A 13,888-nucleotide genomic window follows, 5' to 3' on the forward strand; every position below is an offset into this window, starting at 1 on the left:
CTCGGCATTACATCAGATAATCAATTGATTGACAAACATCATGCGTTTGATTGACACTCGACACCGAGCCAGACAGCCGATCAGGAGGTACGGGACACATGGCCCGAGTGGTGGTGTTCGCCGAATACGGCGAACCGGAAGTGCTGCACGTCATCGAGACGGACGATCCGGTGCCCGCCGATGACGAGATCCGCATCCGGGTGAGGGCGGCAGGTGTCCAGCCCTTCGACGCCCTCTACCGGCGAGGCGATTTCGCCCGGTATAAGCAGGCGTCGTTCCCCGCACGGCTGGGTAACGAGGTCGCGGGTGTCATCGACGCGCTCGGCGACGCGGTCAGCGGGTTCGCGATCGGGGACGAGGTCATCGCCTTCGTCGACTCGATCGGTTACGCCGACACGATCGTCGCCCCGGCGGCCGGCGTCGTTCGCAAACCGGCGGGCATGCCCTGGCCGGAAGCCGGAGTCCTGTCGGCCAGCGGGCAGACCGCCGACACCGCTCTCGACGCACTCGGCATCATCGCCGGCGACCGCCTGCTGATCCACGCGGCGGCCGGCGGCGTCGGCTCGTTCGCCACACAGCTCGCGGTCGCCCGGGGCGCCACCGTGGTCGGCACCGCGAGCGAGCGCAACCACGCCTACCTCACCCGTCTCGGCGCGCTGCCCGTCACGTACGGACCTGGGCTTGTCGAGCGGGTCGGCCGGCTGGTGCCCGAGGGCATCACCGCGGCGCTGGACTGCGTCGGCGGCGAGGCCAACGACGTTTCCGTACGGCTGCTCGGCGCGTCCGGCCGCGCCGTCACCCTGGTCGACTGGCAGGCGGAGCAGCGGCTCGGCGTACGCAGGGTCGGAACCGACCGCTCCGTCGCCCGGCTCGCCGCTCTGACCAGCCTCTACGAGAAAGGGAGCCTGATCGTGCCCATCTGGAGGCAGTACCCGCTCGACGAGGCGCCCGCGGCGCATCGTGAGATCGAGACCGGCCACGTCCGCGGCAAGATCGCGTTGGTGACGACATGAGAGAGGGCGACCCGACCGTCCTCACCGAAGGGGAGATCGCCTACGTCGCGGCCCAGCGCCTCGGCAGGCTGGCCACCGTCGCGCCTGACGGCGCCCCTCAGGTCAACCCGGTCTCCTGCTACTTCAACCCCGCGACCAACACGATCGACATCGGCGGCCACAACATGGCCGCCAGCCGCAAATACCGCAACGTCCAGGCGAACCCGCAGGCCGCCGTCGTCATCGACGACATGGCCGAGAGCATGGACGGGATCCGCTGCCTGGAGATCCGCGGCACCGCCGAAGCCCTCGGCACGCCCTCCGACAGCGCTGCCCGCTCGGCCGGCCCGATCATCCGCATCCATCCGCGGCGGATCATCAGCTGGGGCATCGACCCACCCGGCCACGCTCGCGGCACCCGCTCCATTCCCCGGGCTTGATACCGGGCGCCCGGTAAAAAGCAGCGGTTACGGGACACTACGCGGCCGCTTGGGGTCTTGCCGGGCGGCTCGCCCGGGTGTGCTCCCGGGTCAGGCTCCGGGAATGCCGGCCGGCTACTGGCCGGCGCCGAGAGCCGCGAGAACGGGTTCGGGCGTCATGCCGGGGAATCGTTCCTGGAAGTCCAGGACCCCGACCCAGGTCGGGCGTAGCGCGATCCGGACCATCCGCAGGCCGGGCTTGTCGATGGCCGACAGGTAGGCGCCGCTCGCCTCCTCGCCCCGTACGGCGCCCATCATGGTCGCGTACTCGGGCAGGACGCCCTCGACTTCGTTCAGGGTGACCTTCCCGCGCAGCATCAGGACCTGCGGGGGACCGTCGGCGGTGTCGATGGTGATCGCCACGTCGGGGCGGGCGTTCAGGTCGCGGATCTTGTACGTGCCGGCGAAGGCGGCGACGACGATCTCCTCGCCGTTCCACAGGAAGTTGACCGGGATCACCCGCGGGGTGGCGTCCTTGCCGGTGTAGGCCAGTCGCGCCACCAGGGTCAGGTCGTTGAGCAGGCGCTGCGCGGTGGGAGTGGCCAGCAGTCGCACGTCGCCCTGCGGCAGGCCCACTTGGGTGTCAGAGAGGATCATGGGGCTTACGCTAGAGAGGTAACTCCTAAAAAACAAGTACTACTCCTAAATAAGGAGTTTTGAGGTAGCCTGGCGAGCATGAACGGCATGCGCAGCTATGGGGACCCCTGCGGTGTGGCCCGCGGCCTGGACATCATCGGCGAACGCTGGGCCCTGCTGGTCGTACGTGACCTGCTGCTGGGCCCCAAGCGCTTCAATGACCTGCATGCCGGCCTGCCGGGCGTCAGCCCGAACGTGCTCACCCAGCGGCTGCGCGACCTGACCGAGCACGGCGTCGTCCAGCGCCGCGAACTACCGCCCCCGGCCCGCGTCCGCCTCTACGAACTCACCGACTGGGGCCGCGCACTGGAGCCGCTCCTCCTCCACCTCGGCCGCTGGGGCAGCCAGGCCCCCACGACCCCCGATGGCCCCCTGGGCATCGACTCCATCCTGCTCAGCATCAAGGCGGTCTTCGACCCGGCGAACGCCGCCGAGCCAGCCGGCGTCTACGAGTTGCGCATCGACGCCGACACCTACGTCATCGAGGTCACCGACGGCTCGCTCCACATCAGCCGCGACACCGCCCCCGAGCCCCCCGACGCCACCCTCACCACCGACCTCGACACCCTCCGCGCCATCTGCGACCACCGGATCACCATGGCGGCGGCACTGGACTCGGACTCACTGCGCCTCGACGGCGTCGAACACGCCAAACAGGGCCTCACCGACCTTCTCCTGGCTCCGTTCGACTCCTCGCCTGGACCGACCGATGCCCCCCGCCCCTGAACCGCCCGGAAGCACGGGATCTCTCCGAGCTCGCGCAGCCCCCGCGCTCACTGCGCCAGTGCGGCGCTGCGATGCTCCTGCGGGCTGATGCCGTACACCCGCTTGAACGCCGAGCTGAGGGCGAACCCGCTGCCGTAGCCGACCTGCCGGGCGACGGCGTTCAGCGTGGCGTCGGACTGGCGCAGCAGGTCGGCGGCCAGAGCCATGCGCCACTCGGTCAGGTAGGTCATCGGCGGCGTGCCGACGGCGTTGCGGAAGGACTCGGCCAGCGTCGCCCGTGACACGCCGACCTCGGCGGCGACCCGCGCCAGCGTCCAGTCGTTCGCCGGGTTCTCGTGGAACAGGCGCAGCGCCTCGCCGGCCACCGGGTGGGTGTGGGCCCGGTACCAGGCCGGGGCCTCGGTCTCGGGCCGGTCGAACCACACCCGCAGCACCGAGATGAGCAGCAGGTCGAGCAGGCGGTCGAGCACGACGCCCTGGGCCGGCCCCTGTTTGGTGACCTCGCCGGCCAGCACCGGGATGAGCGTCGAGTCCCACGTGTCCTCGGACACGACCAGCAACGGCGGCAGCACGTCGAGCAGGCGCTGACCGACGGCGCCGACCTCCTCGTACACGCCGAGCACCAGCTGCACCGACCCGTCGGGGTTGCTGCCCCACGTGCGCACCCCCAGCGCCATCCTCTCGCGCAGCTCGACGCCCTCGGGCGTGACGCACTGCTGGCCGGGGTACACGATGACCTGCGGCGGGGCCGCCGGGTCGTCGCTCATCACGTAGGGGTCCGGCCCACGGACGAGGGCGATGTCGCCCGGGCGCAGCCGCACCGGCTCGCCGTGGTCGGGCTCGAAGCACGCTTCGCCGCTGAGCATGACGGCGACGCACAGCGGCGACCCGTCCTGGACCCGGATCGACCATGGGGGGTCCAGCAGGATGCGGAGGAGGAAGGCGCCGCTGGCCCGCGGGCCCTCGAGTAACCCTGCGAGTGCGTCCACACCATTCAGGCTAGACGATCGGATATGCATTCCGGCATCTCGGCCATGGAACATCCAGATGGCGCCGTTCAGGCTGTAGCCATGACAACAACAGAGCGCACGACGTTGGTCCTCGGTGGTACCGGCCGGGTCGGCCGCCGGGTGACCCGGAGGCTGATCGAGCGAGGCGTGAACGTGCGGGTCGGCTCCCGTACCGGCGAGCCCCCGTTCGACTGGGAGAACCCCTCGACCTGGGCCGACGCCTTCGCCGGAGTCAGGTCGGCCTACCTGATGTACTACCCCGAGGTCGAGTGGCCCGGCGCCGGCGACGCCATCGGCGCCGTGGCCCGGCTGGCGGTCGACGCCGGCGTCGACCGGCTGGTCCTCCTGTCCGCCCGCAACCAGGACGAGGCCGTCCGGTGCGAGGACGCCGTGACGAGCCTGCCGATCGAGTGGACCATTGTCGCCCCGGCCTCGTTCAACCAGAACTTCGACGAGGGCGTGTTCCTCGAGCCGCTGCGCCACGGGGTGCTGGCCCTGCCCGCCGGCGACAACGCCGACCCGTTCGTCGACGCCGACGACATCGCCGACGTCGTGGTGGCGGCCCTCACCGAGAAGGGTCACGTGGGCGAACGCTACGAGCTGACGGGCCCCCGCCTGTGGACCTTCGCCGAAGGCGTCGCCGAGATCGCCCGGGCGACGGGCCGCGAGCTTCGCTACGAGCCGATCACCCGGGAGCGGTTCGCCGACTCCATCGTCGACGACGGCGCCCCGCGCGAGTTCGCCGAGCCGCTGGCCACGCTCATCTCCGAGTTCTTCGACGGCCGGAACAGCTCGCTGGCCGACGGCGTCGAGCGTGCCCTGAACCGCAAGCCCCGCGACTTCGCGGACTGGGTGGCCGAGATCGCCCCCACCGGCGTGTGGGACGCCGCCAGGTAGGACCGCGTCGGGTTCAAGTTGATCTTCGAGGTCTGAAGCGGCGTCCGGTGGTGGGAGGCGTCGCCGGCCGTCCTGGGGGTCAGCCGGCCGGGTCCGCGAGGTGCCGGCTCCGGTATTCCTGCGGGTTCATCCCGTACGCCGCGCGGAAGGCGCGGCTGAAGACGGCCACGTCGGAGAACCCCCAGCGGTTCGCTATGACGTGGATCGCCTCCCGCTGGCCGGGCCGCACCAGGTCATGGCGGCCACGCTCCAGCCGCTGCTCGCGGATCCACCCGGCGACGGTCGTGCCCTCGGACGTGAACAGCCGGTGCAGACTGCGCAGGGACATGCTGTGCGCGGCGGCGATCGTCGTGGGAGACAGTGTGGGGTCCCCGAGATTGCGCTGGATGTGGTCGCGCACGCGCATCAGGAGGGCGCGACGGCCGGTCTCGGGGGGTACGGCGGTGTCCAGGCGGTGGCCGAGCAGCATCGTGATCAGGTCGGTCAGGGTGATGCCGAGCCACAGCAGATCCGCTGTCGAGTGGGGGCCCCGGTGGGCTGCCAGGCCGCTGAGGAATTGCGCGGTCAGCCTGCCGATGCCCTGGGTCCCCGGCAGGACGTGGACGGCGGCCTGCTTGAGTGCGCGCCCGGAGAAGGGCAGCAGGCTGCCGGGGAACGACAGGGTGAGCGCGTGGTGCGACCGCTTCGTGCCCGTCCGCATGTGATAGGGCCGCGACGTGTGGAACAGCGTCATGTCGAACGGGCGCAGGATGGCGTCCTTGCCGTCCTGCGCGAGGCCGATCGGTCCATCCTGGACGAAGAGCAGGTTGAGCAGCTCCGGATCGGACTGGCGGATCAGCCGGGACGTGCGGAACGCCTCGCACTCGGCGGTGACATGGGCGGTGACCTGGATGGCGCCCAGGTCCATTGCCTCGATCCTGCCGCGGAAGTCGGATCGGTGCTCCGAACTGAAGTGCGTCGGCGCCGGCGCCACGAGTCGCGTCATGTGGTTCAGCCAGCCGTCGAACCGCTCCCCGGATGGCAGGCCATCGGTGGTCATGATCAGTTGCACCGGCTCGTCCCTCTCACCGCCCCGCCGGGCCCCCGCCCGGATTCTGGACCAGAGGGTAGCGAATCACCACGAGCGAGGTGGGTCAGAACCTGACGCCCGCCCTCAAGTGGATGGCAAGTCCACGTCCTAAGCTCCTACCGTGATCACGCCTCCCTACCGCAGGTCGACGCGGCTCTGTACGGTCGACGACCTCGACGCCCGCCTCCAGACGCTTCTCGACGGTTACACCGAGCAACATCTCCTCCGGGATCTGCGCCCTTCCGCCCAAATCTGCTGCGAGACTCACAGCGTCCCGCTCCAGCAGTCGCGACGTGGCCTTTTCCGCGGCCGGACGCGCGCGCCCATGATGGTGGAGAACCTGGCCGCCGCAGTAGTCACCGACACGTACGTGGTCATCGCGCTGGTCCGGGTGGACGGCGAGTCGGTACGCCTGGGCGGGCGCTTGGCCGACACCGTCCTGGAGACCCCGAACCCCCAGTTGTACGGCGGCGATACCGGCGTGTTCGTGCACGCCAGGTGGCTGGGGCACGAGGAGGCCAGTTCATACCTGCTGCCGTTGGACTCCGGTCCGGATGGACAGGCGTTCCTCACCCGTTTCCGCGACCTCGCCGCAGCCGCTCGCACCCGAACGTGAGCCGCGGCCGCCCTCCTCGGCGACCCGGATGATTCCAGGGCAGGCTGCTGCCGCCGTCGCTGCAGGAGAAGATGTTCGGCGGCTCGGCGCCCGGCGGTTTGAAGCTCTCCTCGGCATCCGACGCAGCCTGAGAGGAGCCTCGCACCAGGGCGTACGCGCTCAGGCGCCGGTGTGGAGATGGGCGGCCCAGTGGGACGGGGCCAGCGGGAAACGGCGGCGCATGTCCTGGGTGGCGCGGTGCAGCGCGTGGGCGGCGTGCCGGAAGTCGGGCTGGTCGCCTGTCCCGGTCAGGGTCGTGTAGAAGGTCGTGGCGACGTCAAGGGCCTCCTGGTCGTAGATGGGCCACAGCGTGCCTATCACGTGCGGATAACCGGCGAGCTGGAAGGCCGACGTCAGATGGATGGACTCGTCGAGGAGGTTGTAGGCGAGCGCGGTCTCGCAGGCCGACAGGTACGCCAGCCGGGCGCGGTCCAGGCGGATCGCGCCGAGGGCGGAGACGGTCAGCGGCTCGGTACGGTGGTCGGACAGAAGCAGCCGGCTGTTCGAGGGATCGGCCGGGTCGCTGATCCCGTGGCAGGCGAAGTGCGCGACCGGGTGGGTGGGCAGCAAGGCCAGGACGTTGGCGCGGGTCGGCCGCCGGTCCGCTGGGCCGGGGACGGTCGGGTCGGGTTCGGTGAGCGTGGTGGAGTCGGGGGTCGCCGGGTCGGGTTCGGTGAGGGTGGTCGAGTCGGGGAAGCACGCGGCGGCGAGGGCCGCCTCGGCCGGCACGTACGGCAGGTTCCCAGGGGTGCCGGGGGTCGTGGGCATCGCGACGATCAGCGCGCGGACGGGGCCGCTCTGGGCGGTGCCGCCCCGGGCATGGCGTAGCGCGCCGATGGTCGGGGTGTAGGAGGAGATGACCCGGTCCATGACCGTCCGGGCGCCGGCATCGGGCGGGTCGGTATGGTGGCCGGCCGCGTGCAGGGGCAGCAAGCTGAGGTGTCTGCCGGGCACCCACCAGATCCGGGGCCAGTCGTGCGCGGCCATGTCCGTCGCGGGCGGGGCGTCGATGCCCAGAGCGTCGAGCACCGGGCCGGTGGCGCTGTCCCACAACCACGCCAGCACCGCGCGCAGCCGTTCCTGCGCGGCGTTGTGCTGGGCCAGCGTCGTGTCCTCGCCGGTCGTTCGCAGGGCCTCGAGAAAGATCTCGATCTGCGCGACGAGCGCTTCCGTGCCCAGGTTCGGCAGCGGCACGCTGTCGATGCCGTCGCGCGTGAGAATCAGCGCGTCGCTCCGGTGCTCGCTGGTGTTGAAGACGACCACCGGGCCGTGCTCGGCCTGCGAGGTGAGCTCGGCCGTCGGCGGAGGCAGCGCGAAGGACGCGAACCCGGGGCGAGCCCGGATCTCGGTCAGCAGGTCGGTCCAGCGCCGGGCCACCTGCCGCCGATCGGCGACACTCTGCCGGGGGCCGCCGGGGTCCCCGAGCGGGCCGGACGGCCGATCCAGGAGCTCGCGCAACTCGCGGAACCGGGACGCCAGGTCGGGGTGCGCCTCAGAAAGGTCGGTCAGGTCGGTCCGGGTCTCCAGCGCTTGCCCATAGAGCAGCGCCCGGCCGCTTTCCAGCAGCCGCAGTGCCAGCGCCGCGCGTTCGCCCGGGGGTTTGGTCGGGTCGCTGAGCACCAGGGCCGCCGCGTCGTGCGCCAGCCCGGGATGCCGGTCGAGTGCGTCCTGCTGGTCAGAGCGGCCCAGAGCGCGTGGCGCGACCTCGGGGAGGAGCCGTACCGCCAGCTCCAGCAGCCGGGCGCCCCGGGCAGGCTGGGTGGCCGCCGCCAGACCGCCTCCGACCTGAGCCGACCGGATCCGTACGAGGGGCGTGGCGAGTTCGGTGCTCGCGGCCTGTTCGAACCGGGTGACGGCCTCCTCGAGATCGCTCGTGGAATCGATCAGCTCGGCCCGCTCCCACAGGGCGAGGCCCAGGTTGTGCGCCATGACCGCATATTGTGGATCCTCCTCCGAGGCGATGGCCGCCACCGCCCTCCGGTGCCAGGAGACGGCCTCGTCGAGGTCTTCCCGGGAGCCGTACGCCTCGAACCGGGACTGGAACGCGAGTCCGAGGTTGGAGATGCGTCCGGCGCGTTCCAGATGTCCTGAAGGGGTGTTCTCCACCCCTTGGCGGCCGACGTCGATGGCTTCGTCGAGATCGGCCGGCTGCCCCGTCCTGTCGAACCGGACCTTCAGGGCGACTCCCAGATTGGCCAGGAACCCGGCACGGTCGGGATGCCTGGACGACCCATCCGCGACCGCCCGCCGTCCCACCTCGATCGCCCGGTCCAGATCGGCCATCACCTCCGTGCGCTGGAACCGGTTGCGCAGCGCCGTTCCCAGGTTGGACAGCACACCCTCACCGAGCGGTCCCCGGTCGAGCTCCGCCGACTCCTCAAGCAGGGTGATCGCCTCGTCGAGGTCCACCAGTGCCGCGCTCTTCCTGTAGCGGACCTGAAGCGCCTGTGCCAGGTTGTTGAGCACCGCGCCACGGGTGCGGTCGGTGGCGGGGGTCGTGCTCAGGGCCTCGCGGAGCCGGTCGACCGCCTCGTCGGCGTCGTCGGCCGTTCCCGCGGCCTCCGCTCGGGTTCGCAGGCCGTTGCCGAGGTTGGACAGGTAGTACGGACGTCCAGGAACGCCTTCTGGGGTCAGGTCCACGGCGCGCGACAGGAGGGTGATGGCCTTGTCGAGGTCGGCCGGGGGCAGCGGGCCCCGCAGGAACCCGTCACGCAGAGCCGTCCCCAGATGTGACAGCGAGTTCGCCCGTTCGGCGTCGGTGGTGGAGGCCGCGAGCGCTCCTTCGAGCGCACGGATCGATTCCTCAAGGTCCTCGGGGTGTCCGGCCAGCAGGAACCGGCTGTGCAGGGCGCCCCCGAGCAGGCCCTGCCGTTCTCTGGGACTGGGCCCCTCGGCCACCGGCGCCCCGGGCATGTCGCGGAAGCAGGCGATGGCCTCGTCCAGGTCCGCCGCGGGTCCGCCCCGCTCGTACCGGGTGGTCAGGGACTCTCCGAGGTTGTACAGCATGATCGCGCTGTCCTCGTCGTCGGTCTCGTCGAGCTCGTCGATCTGCAGCGCCCTGCGAAACCAGGCGATGGCCTGATCGAGATCGTCCGCCGATTCGCTCGACTTGAACCGGTTGCGCAGCGCGCTCCCGAGGTTGGCGTACGCGCCGGCCAGGCCGGGATGGCCGCTGTCGAGCGCGACGATGAGCCGCTGACGCAGCCGCACGTCCTCGGCCTGCGGATCCACCCGGTTCACCAGCGAGGGCAGCATCTCCGGAGGAAGGTCATCGAACTCGACGCCGGCCTTGAGGCAGTACGTGAGCAGGGTGAGCGCCCGTTCGATGTCCTTGTCGCCCTCGTGCGCGATGTACCGGATCCAGTGGAACCAGCCGAGCTCCAGCCGCCCCAGGATGTCGCCGTCGCCGTCGGTGAGCTGCCGCCACAGCCGCAGGGCCGCTCGCAGCCCCCGGGAGTCGACGACAGGAGCCGTGCTCATCGTTCGCCGGGCTTCGTCGATGCGGATGTGGACCGAGGCGTAGGCCGTGGCGTAGGCCGGATTGAGGAGCAGCTTGCGCCCCGACGAGCCACCGGGGTACCTGCCCAGCGGACGGTACGAGGGGTGCGTGGACAACGCTGATCAGCCTCCCTCAGTCGGCGAGCGGAGAATCGGGGTCCCAGCGGCTCCTGCGGAGCAGCGCGGTCAGCGATCTGCCTTGCTCGGGGGTCAGGGCGGCCGGAGCCGCGGCCGGGTCGAGGTGGGCGGCCAGCACCGGGGCGTACACGTCGACGGCGGCCTCGATGAGATCGGTCAGCAGGACGGTGGCCGATCGCGTGGTGAGCTGGGCCGTCGTGGCGATGGCGAGCGCGATCACCGCCGCCGGCCACCACCAGACGGCCAGCATCAGGTACAGCAACGACCAGCCGTAGAGGCGGGCGCTGGCGGCGTAGCCGTCGCGGGCCGCGTTGATCTCGGCGCGCGCCGAGTCCGGCAGGATCAGCCACAGGCGCGGCCAGATCACGTCGAGGTCGAGCCCGTAGGCGCGCTCGATCCGTACGCGGCAGGCGTGCAGGCGGTCGGCCGTCCAGGTCGGACGGTCGGCTTCGATCCGGCTGAGCCGGTCGGCGCCGCGGATGGCCGCTCGGATCTCGGTGGCCGTCTCCGCGCTGTCGGCGGCCCGCTTGGCGGCCTGCGACCTCGACCGGCGGCGGTCGGCGAGCCACCTGGCGGGCGGGCGGCGGCCGGGAAGATGACGGATGATCTCGGCGAGACGGCCTAGCGCCGCGGCGGCCAGACCGGCCATGACCGATCCGGCGACGACCGCCGCGGAGATCAGCACGATCCCTCCGGTCGACCGCACCGCGGGGCTGCTCGCCCAGGTGTCGATCTGGCGGCTCATGCGGATCGGATCCAGCGCGTGCGCCCATCCCAGGACGTGCGCGACGGCGGCGACGGCGACGTACAGCAGACCGGGCAGCGCCAGGAGCGAGAGCCATCGTTCGGCGAGTTTCTTGCCGATCTCACGGAGGAAGTCGGTCATGGCGGGATCGGTTCGGCGATCAGGTCCGCGCTGCCGAGGGCGCAGAACGGCGGTGCCTGACCGGGCCTGACCCGCCCCCTGCCGCTGCAGCGGCCCCGCGGGCAACTCCAGTATTGAGCGCCGGTGGCCTCCTCATGACCGGGAAGCGGCGCCGCCCGGCTGGTGGAGGGGTAGAAGCCCTTGCCCAGCCGGCGTTCGGCCAGCCCGTTCAGGGTGTCCAGGTCCGCCTCCAAGGAATGAGGCATCCGGCCTGCCGCGAGCTCGTCCCGTACGTGCAGGAAAAGGTCTTCGCGGCCCTCCAGGGCGGTCAGTTCCTGAAGAGTGCCGCCCTCCGTCTCGCGACAGAAAGCGGCGATCTTGCGAGACAGGTCGAGCCGCACGACGACATCCCTTGCTGCCTGGTGAGATCCCCCGAGGAATTCGAGTGAACGGCATCTCGTCCATCGAGCCGGAACCGGGGGTCGTTACAGCTCAGCGGTGATCACGACCGGGGTCACGCGCTCGGCGTGACCTCACCGTTACGCGCCGAGGTCTGTACGAGAAGTTAACGTGCCTGGCACACTACATTTGTGTAAGCGCTTTCATCGCTAATTAGGTAAGCGCTTACATATGAGGGAGATCCGTGATGGACGTGACCATCTACGAAGTGGCCAAGCGGGCCGGCGTGTCGATCGCGACCGTGTCCAGGACACTGCGCGGCACCGGCCCCGTCGCCGCCAGGACGCGCGAGAAGGTGCTCAAGGCCGTCGAGGAGCTCAACTTCACGCCCAGCCGCCTCGGCGTCAGCCTCGCCGAGGGCCGCCATGCCGCCAACGGCATCGTCTTCCCCGACCTGGCCGGCCCCTACTACACCGAGGTCCTGCTCGGATACGAGGAGGTCGCCTCCGAGCTGGGGCGCTCGGTGGTCATCCTGTCGACCAAGGGCCGTACGAAGGTCAACGACCTGATCAAGGACCTCGCCGGGCGGGTGGACGGGCTGGCGATCTTCGGTCACACCGTGCCTGAGCCGCTGGTCGCCGAGCTGGTGCGACTGGGCGTGCGGCTGGTGTTCATCTCGCGCGAGCCGCTGTCCGGCGCCGACACGCTCCGCAGCGAGAACATCGCCTCGGCGCGGGCGTTGGCCGCCCACCTGACCGGGCACGGCTACGAGCGCTTCACCTTCCTGGGCGCCCCCCTGGCCAGCCAGGACGACGTGGACGAGCGCTGGCGCGGCGTCCGGGCGGTGCTCGGCGGCGCGATCGAGGCCGTCCCGACCCGCGAATACACCGTGGACTGCGGGTTTGACGCCGCCAAACAGCTGCTCGGCGGCCGGGCCAGGCCCGAGGCGATCATCTGCTCCGATGACGAGGTGGCGCTGGGGGCGCTGCTCGCCGCCGAGGAACTCGGGCTCGACGTGCCCGGCGACGTGGCCGTGACCGGCTGGGACGACATCATGGCCGCCCGCCACGCCCGCCCGGCGCTGACCACCGTACGCCAGCCGATGCGCGAGCTCGGAGCCCGCGCGGCCCGCGCGCTCGACGAGCTGATCACCGGCGCCCGCGACACTCACAAACATCTCATCCTGACCACCGCGCTGGTCGTCCGTGACAGCTGCGGTCACCACCCCCAGGAGGCAGCCCCGTGAACACCACCACCCCGCGCGCCGCCGTCGGCGGCGCGCTGGCCCTCGTGATCCTGGCCGCGGGTTGCGGCCGCGACGCGGGCGAGGCACCCGAGCAGGCACGGAACGTCACGACCGGCAAGGCCACGGGGGAGGTCACGGTCTGGGCGATGGGCGAGGAGGGCAAGGCGCTCGGCGCGTTCGTCAAGGACTTCGAGAGCGCCAACCCGGGCGTGAAGGTCACCGTGACGGCCATCGGCTGGGACGTGGCCCACGACAAGCTCACCGCTGCCATCGCGGGCAGCGCGACACCCGACGTCAGCATGATCGGCTCGACCTGGTCGGGCGAGCTGGCCAAGACCGGCGCGCTTGAGCCGACACCCGGCAACCTGGTCGACAAGTCCCGGTTCTTCCCCGGCGCCTGGCAGACCGTAGACGTCAACGGCACCGCGTACGGCGTCCCGTGGTACGTCGAGACCCGGGTCCTCTACTACCGCACCGACCAGGCCGAGAAGGCGGGCGTACAGCCGCCGGAGACCTGGGAGGAGTTCACGGCGTTCGCCAAGGCGCTCAAGGAGAAGGGCGGCGCCAAGAACGGCTTCAACCAGAGCTACACGCTGGGCGCGTCATGGCAGGAGGTGCTTCCGCTGATCTGGCAGGCCGGCGGCGAGATCGTCAAGGACGGCGAATACACCTTCGACACCCCGCAGGCGGTGGCCGCGCTCAAGCAGTACGAGTCGCTGTTCAGGCAGAAGCTGGCCCCCACCGACACCCCCGAGAACGCCTTCCCGCAGACCTTCATCAAGGGTGAGGTGGGCGGCTTCTTCTCCGGCCCGTGGATGATCGGCGTGCTCGACAACGACGGCGGGCCCGGGTTCGGCGACAAGTTCGACGTGGCGCCCTACCCCAAGGGCCCGGTGGCGGGCACGAGCTTCGTGGGCGGGGCAGACATGGCCGTCTTCAAGAAGGCGAAGAACCGCGACGCGGCCTGGAAGTTCATCCAGTGGCTGAGCGAGCCGAAGGTCCAGGCGAAGTGGTACACGACGGTCAAGGCGCTGCCCGCCGTCCAGTCGGCCTGGCAGGAGCCGGAGCTGACCGCCGACAAGCGGCTGGCGGTCTTCGGCGAGCAGCTCAAGGACGCCAAGACGCCGCCGCCGTTCCCGACCTGGGAGCAGGTGGCCAAGGTGCTGGAGGCCGAGCTGGAGAAGCTGGCCCGCGGCAGGCAGACGCCCGAGCAGACGGCCCAGGCGATCCAGTCGCAGGCCGGCACGATCGGCACCGGCCTGTGACGGTGGCGGCCCC

General features: G+C 70.7%; 13 protein-coding genes. 7 read left to right on the forward strand and 6 right to left on the reverse strand.

Annotated elements, in window-relative coordinates:
• Window positions 1-98: 98 nt before the first annotated feature.
• Both BLS95_RS49765 and BLS95_RS49770 read left to right on the forward strand, forming a co-directional pair.
• A complete protein-coding gene (locus tag BLS95_RS49765; RefSeq protein WP_090946640.1) occupies window positions 99-1,013 on the forward strand; it encodes an NADP-dependent oxidoreductase in 915 nt (304 codons plus the stop codon).
• Window positions 1,010-1,432 carry a PPOX class F420-dependent oxidoreductase gene (locus tag BLS95_RS49770; RefSeq protein ID WP_090946641.1) on the forward strand — a complete coding sequence of 141 codons (423 nt, stop codon included), beginning with the start codon at window positions 1,010-1,012 and terminating at the stop codon, window positions 1,430-1,432. The genes BLS95_RS49765 and BLS95_RS49770 overlap by 4 nt, the downstream gene beginning before the upstream one ends.
• A gap of 114 nt (window positions 1,433-1,546) precedes the next feature.
• On the opposite strand, the gene BLS95_RS49775 is transcribed toward BLS95_RS49770, so the two are convergent.
• The gene (locus BLS95_RS49775; protein WP_090946642.1) at window positions 1,547-2,068 is read right to left on the reverse strand and encodes a pyridoxamine 5'-phosphate oxidase family protein; all 522 of its coding nucleotides are present in this window, start codon (window positions 2,066-2,068) and stop codon (window positions 1,547-1,549) included.
• A gap of 78 nt (window positions 2,069-2,146) precedes the next feature.
• Between BLS95_RS49775 and BLS95_RS57375 the strand changes: the two genes are divergently transcribed.
• Window positions 2,147-2,833, forward strand: a complete 687-nt coding sequence (locus BLS95_RS57375) for a winged helix-turn-helix transcriptional regulator (protein ID WP_090946643.1) — start codon at window positions 2,147-2,149, stop codon at window positions 2,831-2,833.
• A gap of 47 nt (window positions 2,834-2,880) precedes the next feature.
• On the opposite strand, the gene BLS95_RS49785 is transcribed toward BLS95_RS57375, so the two are convergent.
• Window positions 2,881-3,822 carry an AraC family transcriptional regulator gene (locus BLS95_RS49785; RefSeq protein WP_090946644.1) on the reverse strand — a complete coding sequence of 314 codons (942 nt, stop codon included), beginning with the start codon at window positions 3,820-3,822 and terminating at the stop codon, window positions 2,881-2,883.
• 81 nt (window positions 3,823-3,903) lie between these two features.
• Here BLS95_RS49785 and BLS95_RS49790 point away from each other — a divergent pair, with 81 nt between their 5' ends.
• On the forward strand, window positions 3,904-4,740 hold the full coding sequence (locus BLS95_RS49790) for an NmrA family NAD(P)-binding protein (protein WP_176993834.1): 837 nt from the start codon (window positions 3,904-3,906) through the stop codon (window positions 4,738-4,740).
• Between the two features lie 79 nt (window positions 4,741-4,819).
• Here BLS95_RS49790 and BLS95_RS49795 read toward each other — a convergent pair whose 3' ends face one another.
• Window positions 4,820-5,791, reverse strand: coding sequence for a helix-turn-helix domain-containing protein (locus BLS95_RS49795; RefSeq protein ID WP_090946646.1), 972 nt, complete (start codon window positions 5,789-5,791; stop codon window positions 4,820-4,822).
• A 139-nt stretch (window positions 5,792-5,930) separates the two neighbouring features.
• Here BLS95_RS49795 and BLS95_RS49800 point away from each other — a divergent pair, with 139 nt between their 5' ends.
• Window positions 5,931-6,425, forward strand: coding sequence for a hypothetical protein (locus BLS95_RS49800; protein WP_090946647.1), 495 nt, complete (start codon window positions 5,931-5,933; stop codon window positions 6,423-6,425).
• Between the two features lie 159 nt (window positions 6,426-6,584).
• Here BLS95_RS49800 and BLS95_RS49805 read toward each other — a convergent pair whose 3' ends face one another.
• The 3 genes from BLS95_RS49805 to BLS95_RS49815 are packed head-to-tail and all read right to left on the reverse strand — an operon-like array spanning window position 6,585 to window position 11,366.
• Window positions 6,585-10,079, reverse strand: a complete 3,495-nt coding sequence (locus BLS95_RS49805; protein WP_090946648.1) for a CHAT domain-containing protein — start codon at window positions 10,077-10,079, stop codon at window positions 6,585-6,587.
• 16 nt (window positions 10,080-10,095) lie between these two features.
• Window positions 10,096-10,986 (reverse strand): hypothetical protein, encoded by an 891-nt coding sequence (locus BLS95_RS49810; RefSeq protein ID WP_090946649.1) that lies wholly within the window; start codon window positions 10,984-10,986, stop codon window positions 10,096-10,098.
• Complete coding sequence (locus BLS95_RS49815; protein ID WP_090946650.1) at window positions 10,983-11,366, reverse strand: hypothetical protein; 384 nt, start codon at window positions 11,364-11,366, stop codon at window positions 10,983-10,985. Before BLS95_RS49815 ends, BLS95_RS49810 begins: the two co-directional genes overlap by 4 nt.
• Window positions 11,367-11,611: 245 nt before the next feature.
• Here BLS95_RS49815 and BLS95_RS49820 point away from each other — a divergent pair, with 245 nt between their 5' ends.
• Together BLS95_RS49820 and BLS95_RS49825 are read left to right on the forward strand one after the other, a co-directional pair.
• Window positions 11,612-12,610 (forward strand): LacI family DNA-binding transcriptional regulator, encoded by a 999-nt coding sequence (locus tag BLS95_RS49820; RefSeq protein WP_090946651.1) that lies wholly within the window; start codon window positions 11,612-11,614, stop codon window positions 12,608-12,610.
• On the forward strand, window positions 12,607-13,875 hold the full coding sequence (locus BLS95_RS49825) for a sugar ABC transporter substrate-binding protein (protein WP_090946652.1): 1,269 nt from the start codon (window positions 12,607-12,609) through the stop codon (window positions 13,873-13,875). Before BLS95_RS49820 ends, BLS95_RS49825 begins: the two co-directional genes overlap by 4 nt.
• Window positions 13,876-13,888 lie beyond the last annotated feature (13 nt).

Source organism: Nonomuraea jiangxiensis (assembly GCF_900099965.1).
Lineage (GTDB): Bacteria > Actinomycetota > Actinomycetes > Streptosporangiales > Streptosporangiaceae > Nonomuraea > Nonomuraea jiangxiensis.

Excerpts from the sequence above, each read along its gene's own strand:
- BLS95_RS49765 (WP_090946640.1), top strand. The coding sequence starts at position 99 with ATGGCCCGAGTGGTGGTGTTCGCCGAATACGGCGAACCGGAAGTGCTG.
- BLS95_RS49770 (WP_090946641.1), top strand. The coding sequence starts at position 1,010 with ATGAGAGAGGGCGACCCGACCGTCCTCACCGAAGGGGAGATCGCCTAC.
- BLS95_RS49775 (WP_090946642.1), bottom strand. The coding sequence starts at position 2,068 with ATGATCCTCTCTGACACCCAAGTGGGCCTGCCGCAGGGCGACGTGCGA.
- BLS95_RS57375 (WP_090946643.1), top strand. The coding sequence starts at position 2,147 with ATGAACGGCATGCGCAGCTATGGGGACCCCTGCGGTGTGGCCCGCGGC.
- BLS95_RS49790 (WP_176993834.1), top strand. The coding sequence starts at position 3,904 with ATGACAACAACAGAGCGCACGACGTTGGTCCTCGGTGGTACCGGCCGG.
- BLS95_RS49810 (WP_090946649.1), bottom strand. The coding sequence starts at position 10,986 with ATGACCGACTTCCTCCGTGAGATCGGCAAGAAACTCGCCGAACGATGG.
- BLS95_RS49820 (WP_090946651.1), top strand. The coding sequence starts at position 11,612 with ATGGACGTGACCATCTACGAAGTGGCCAAGCGGGCCGGCGTGTCGATC.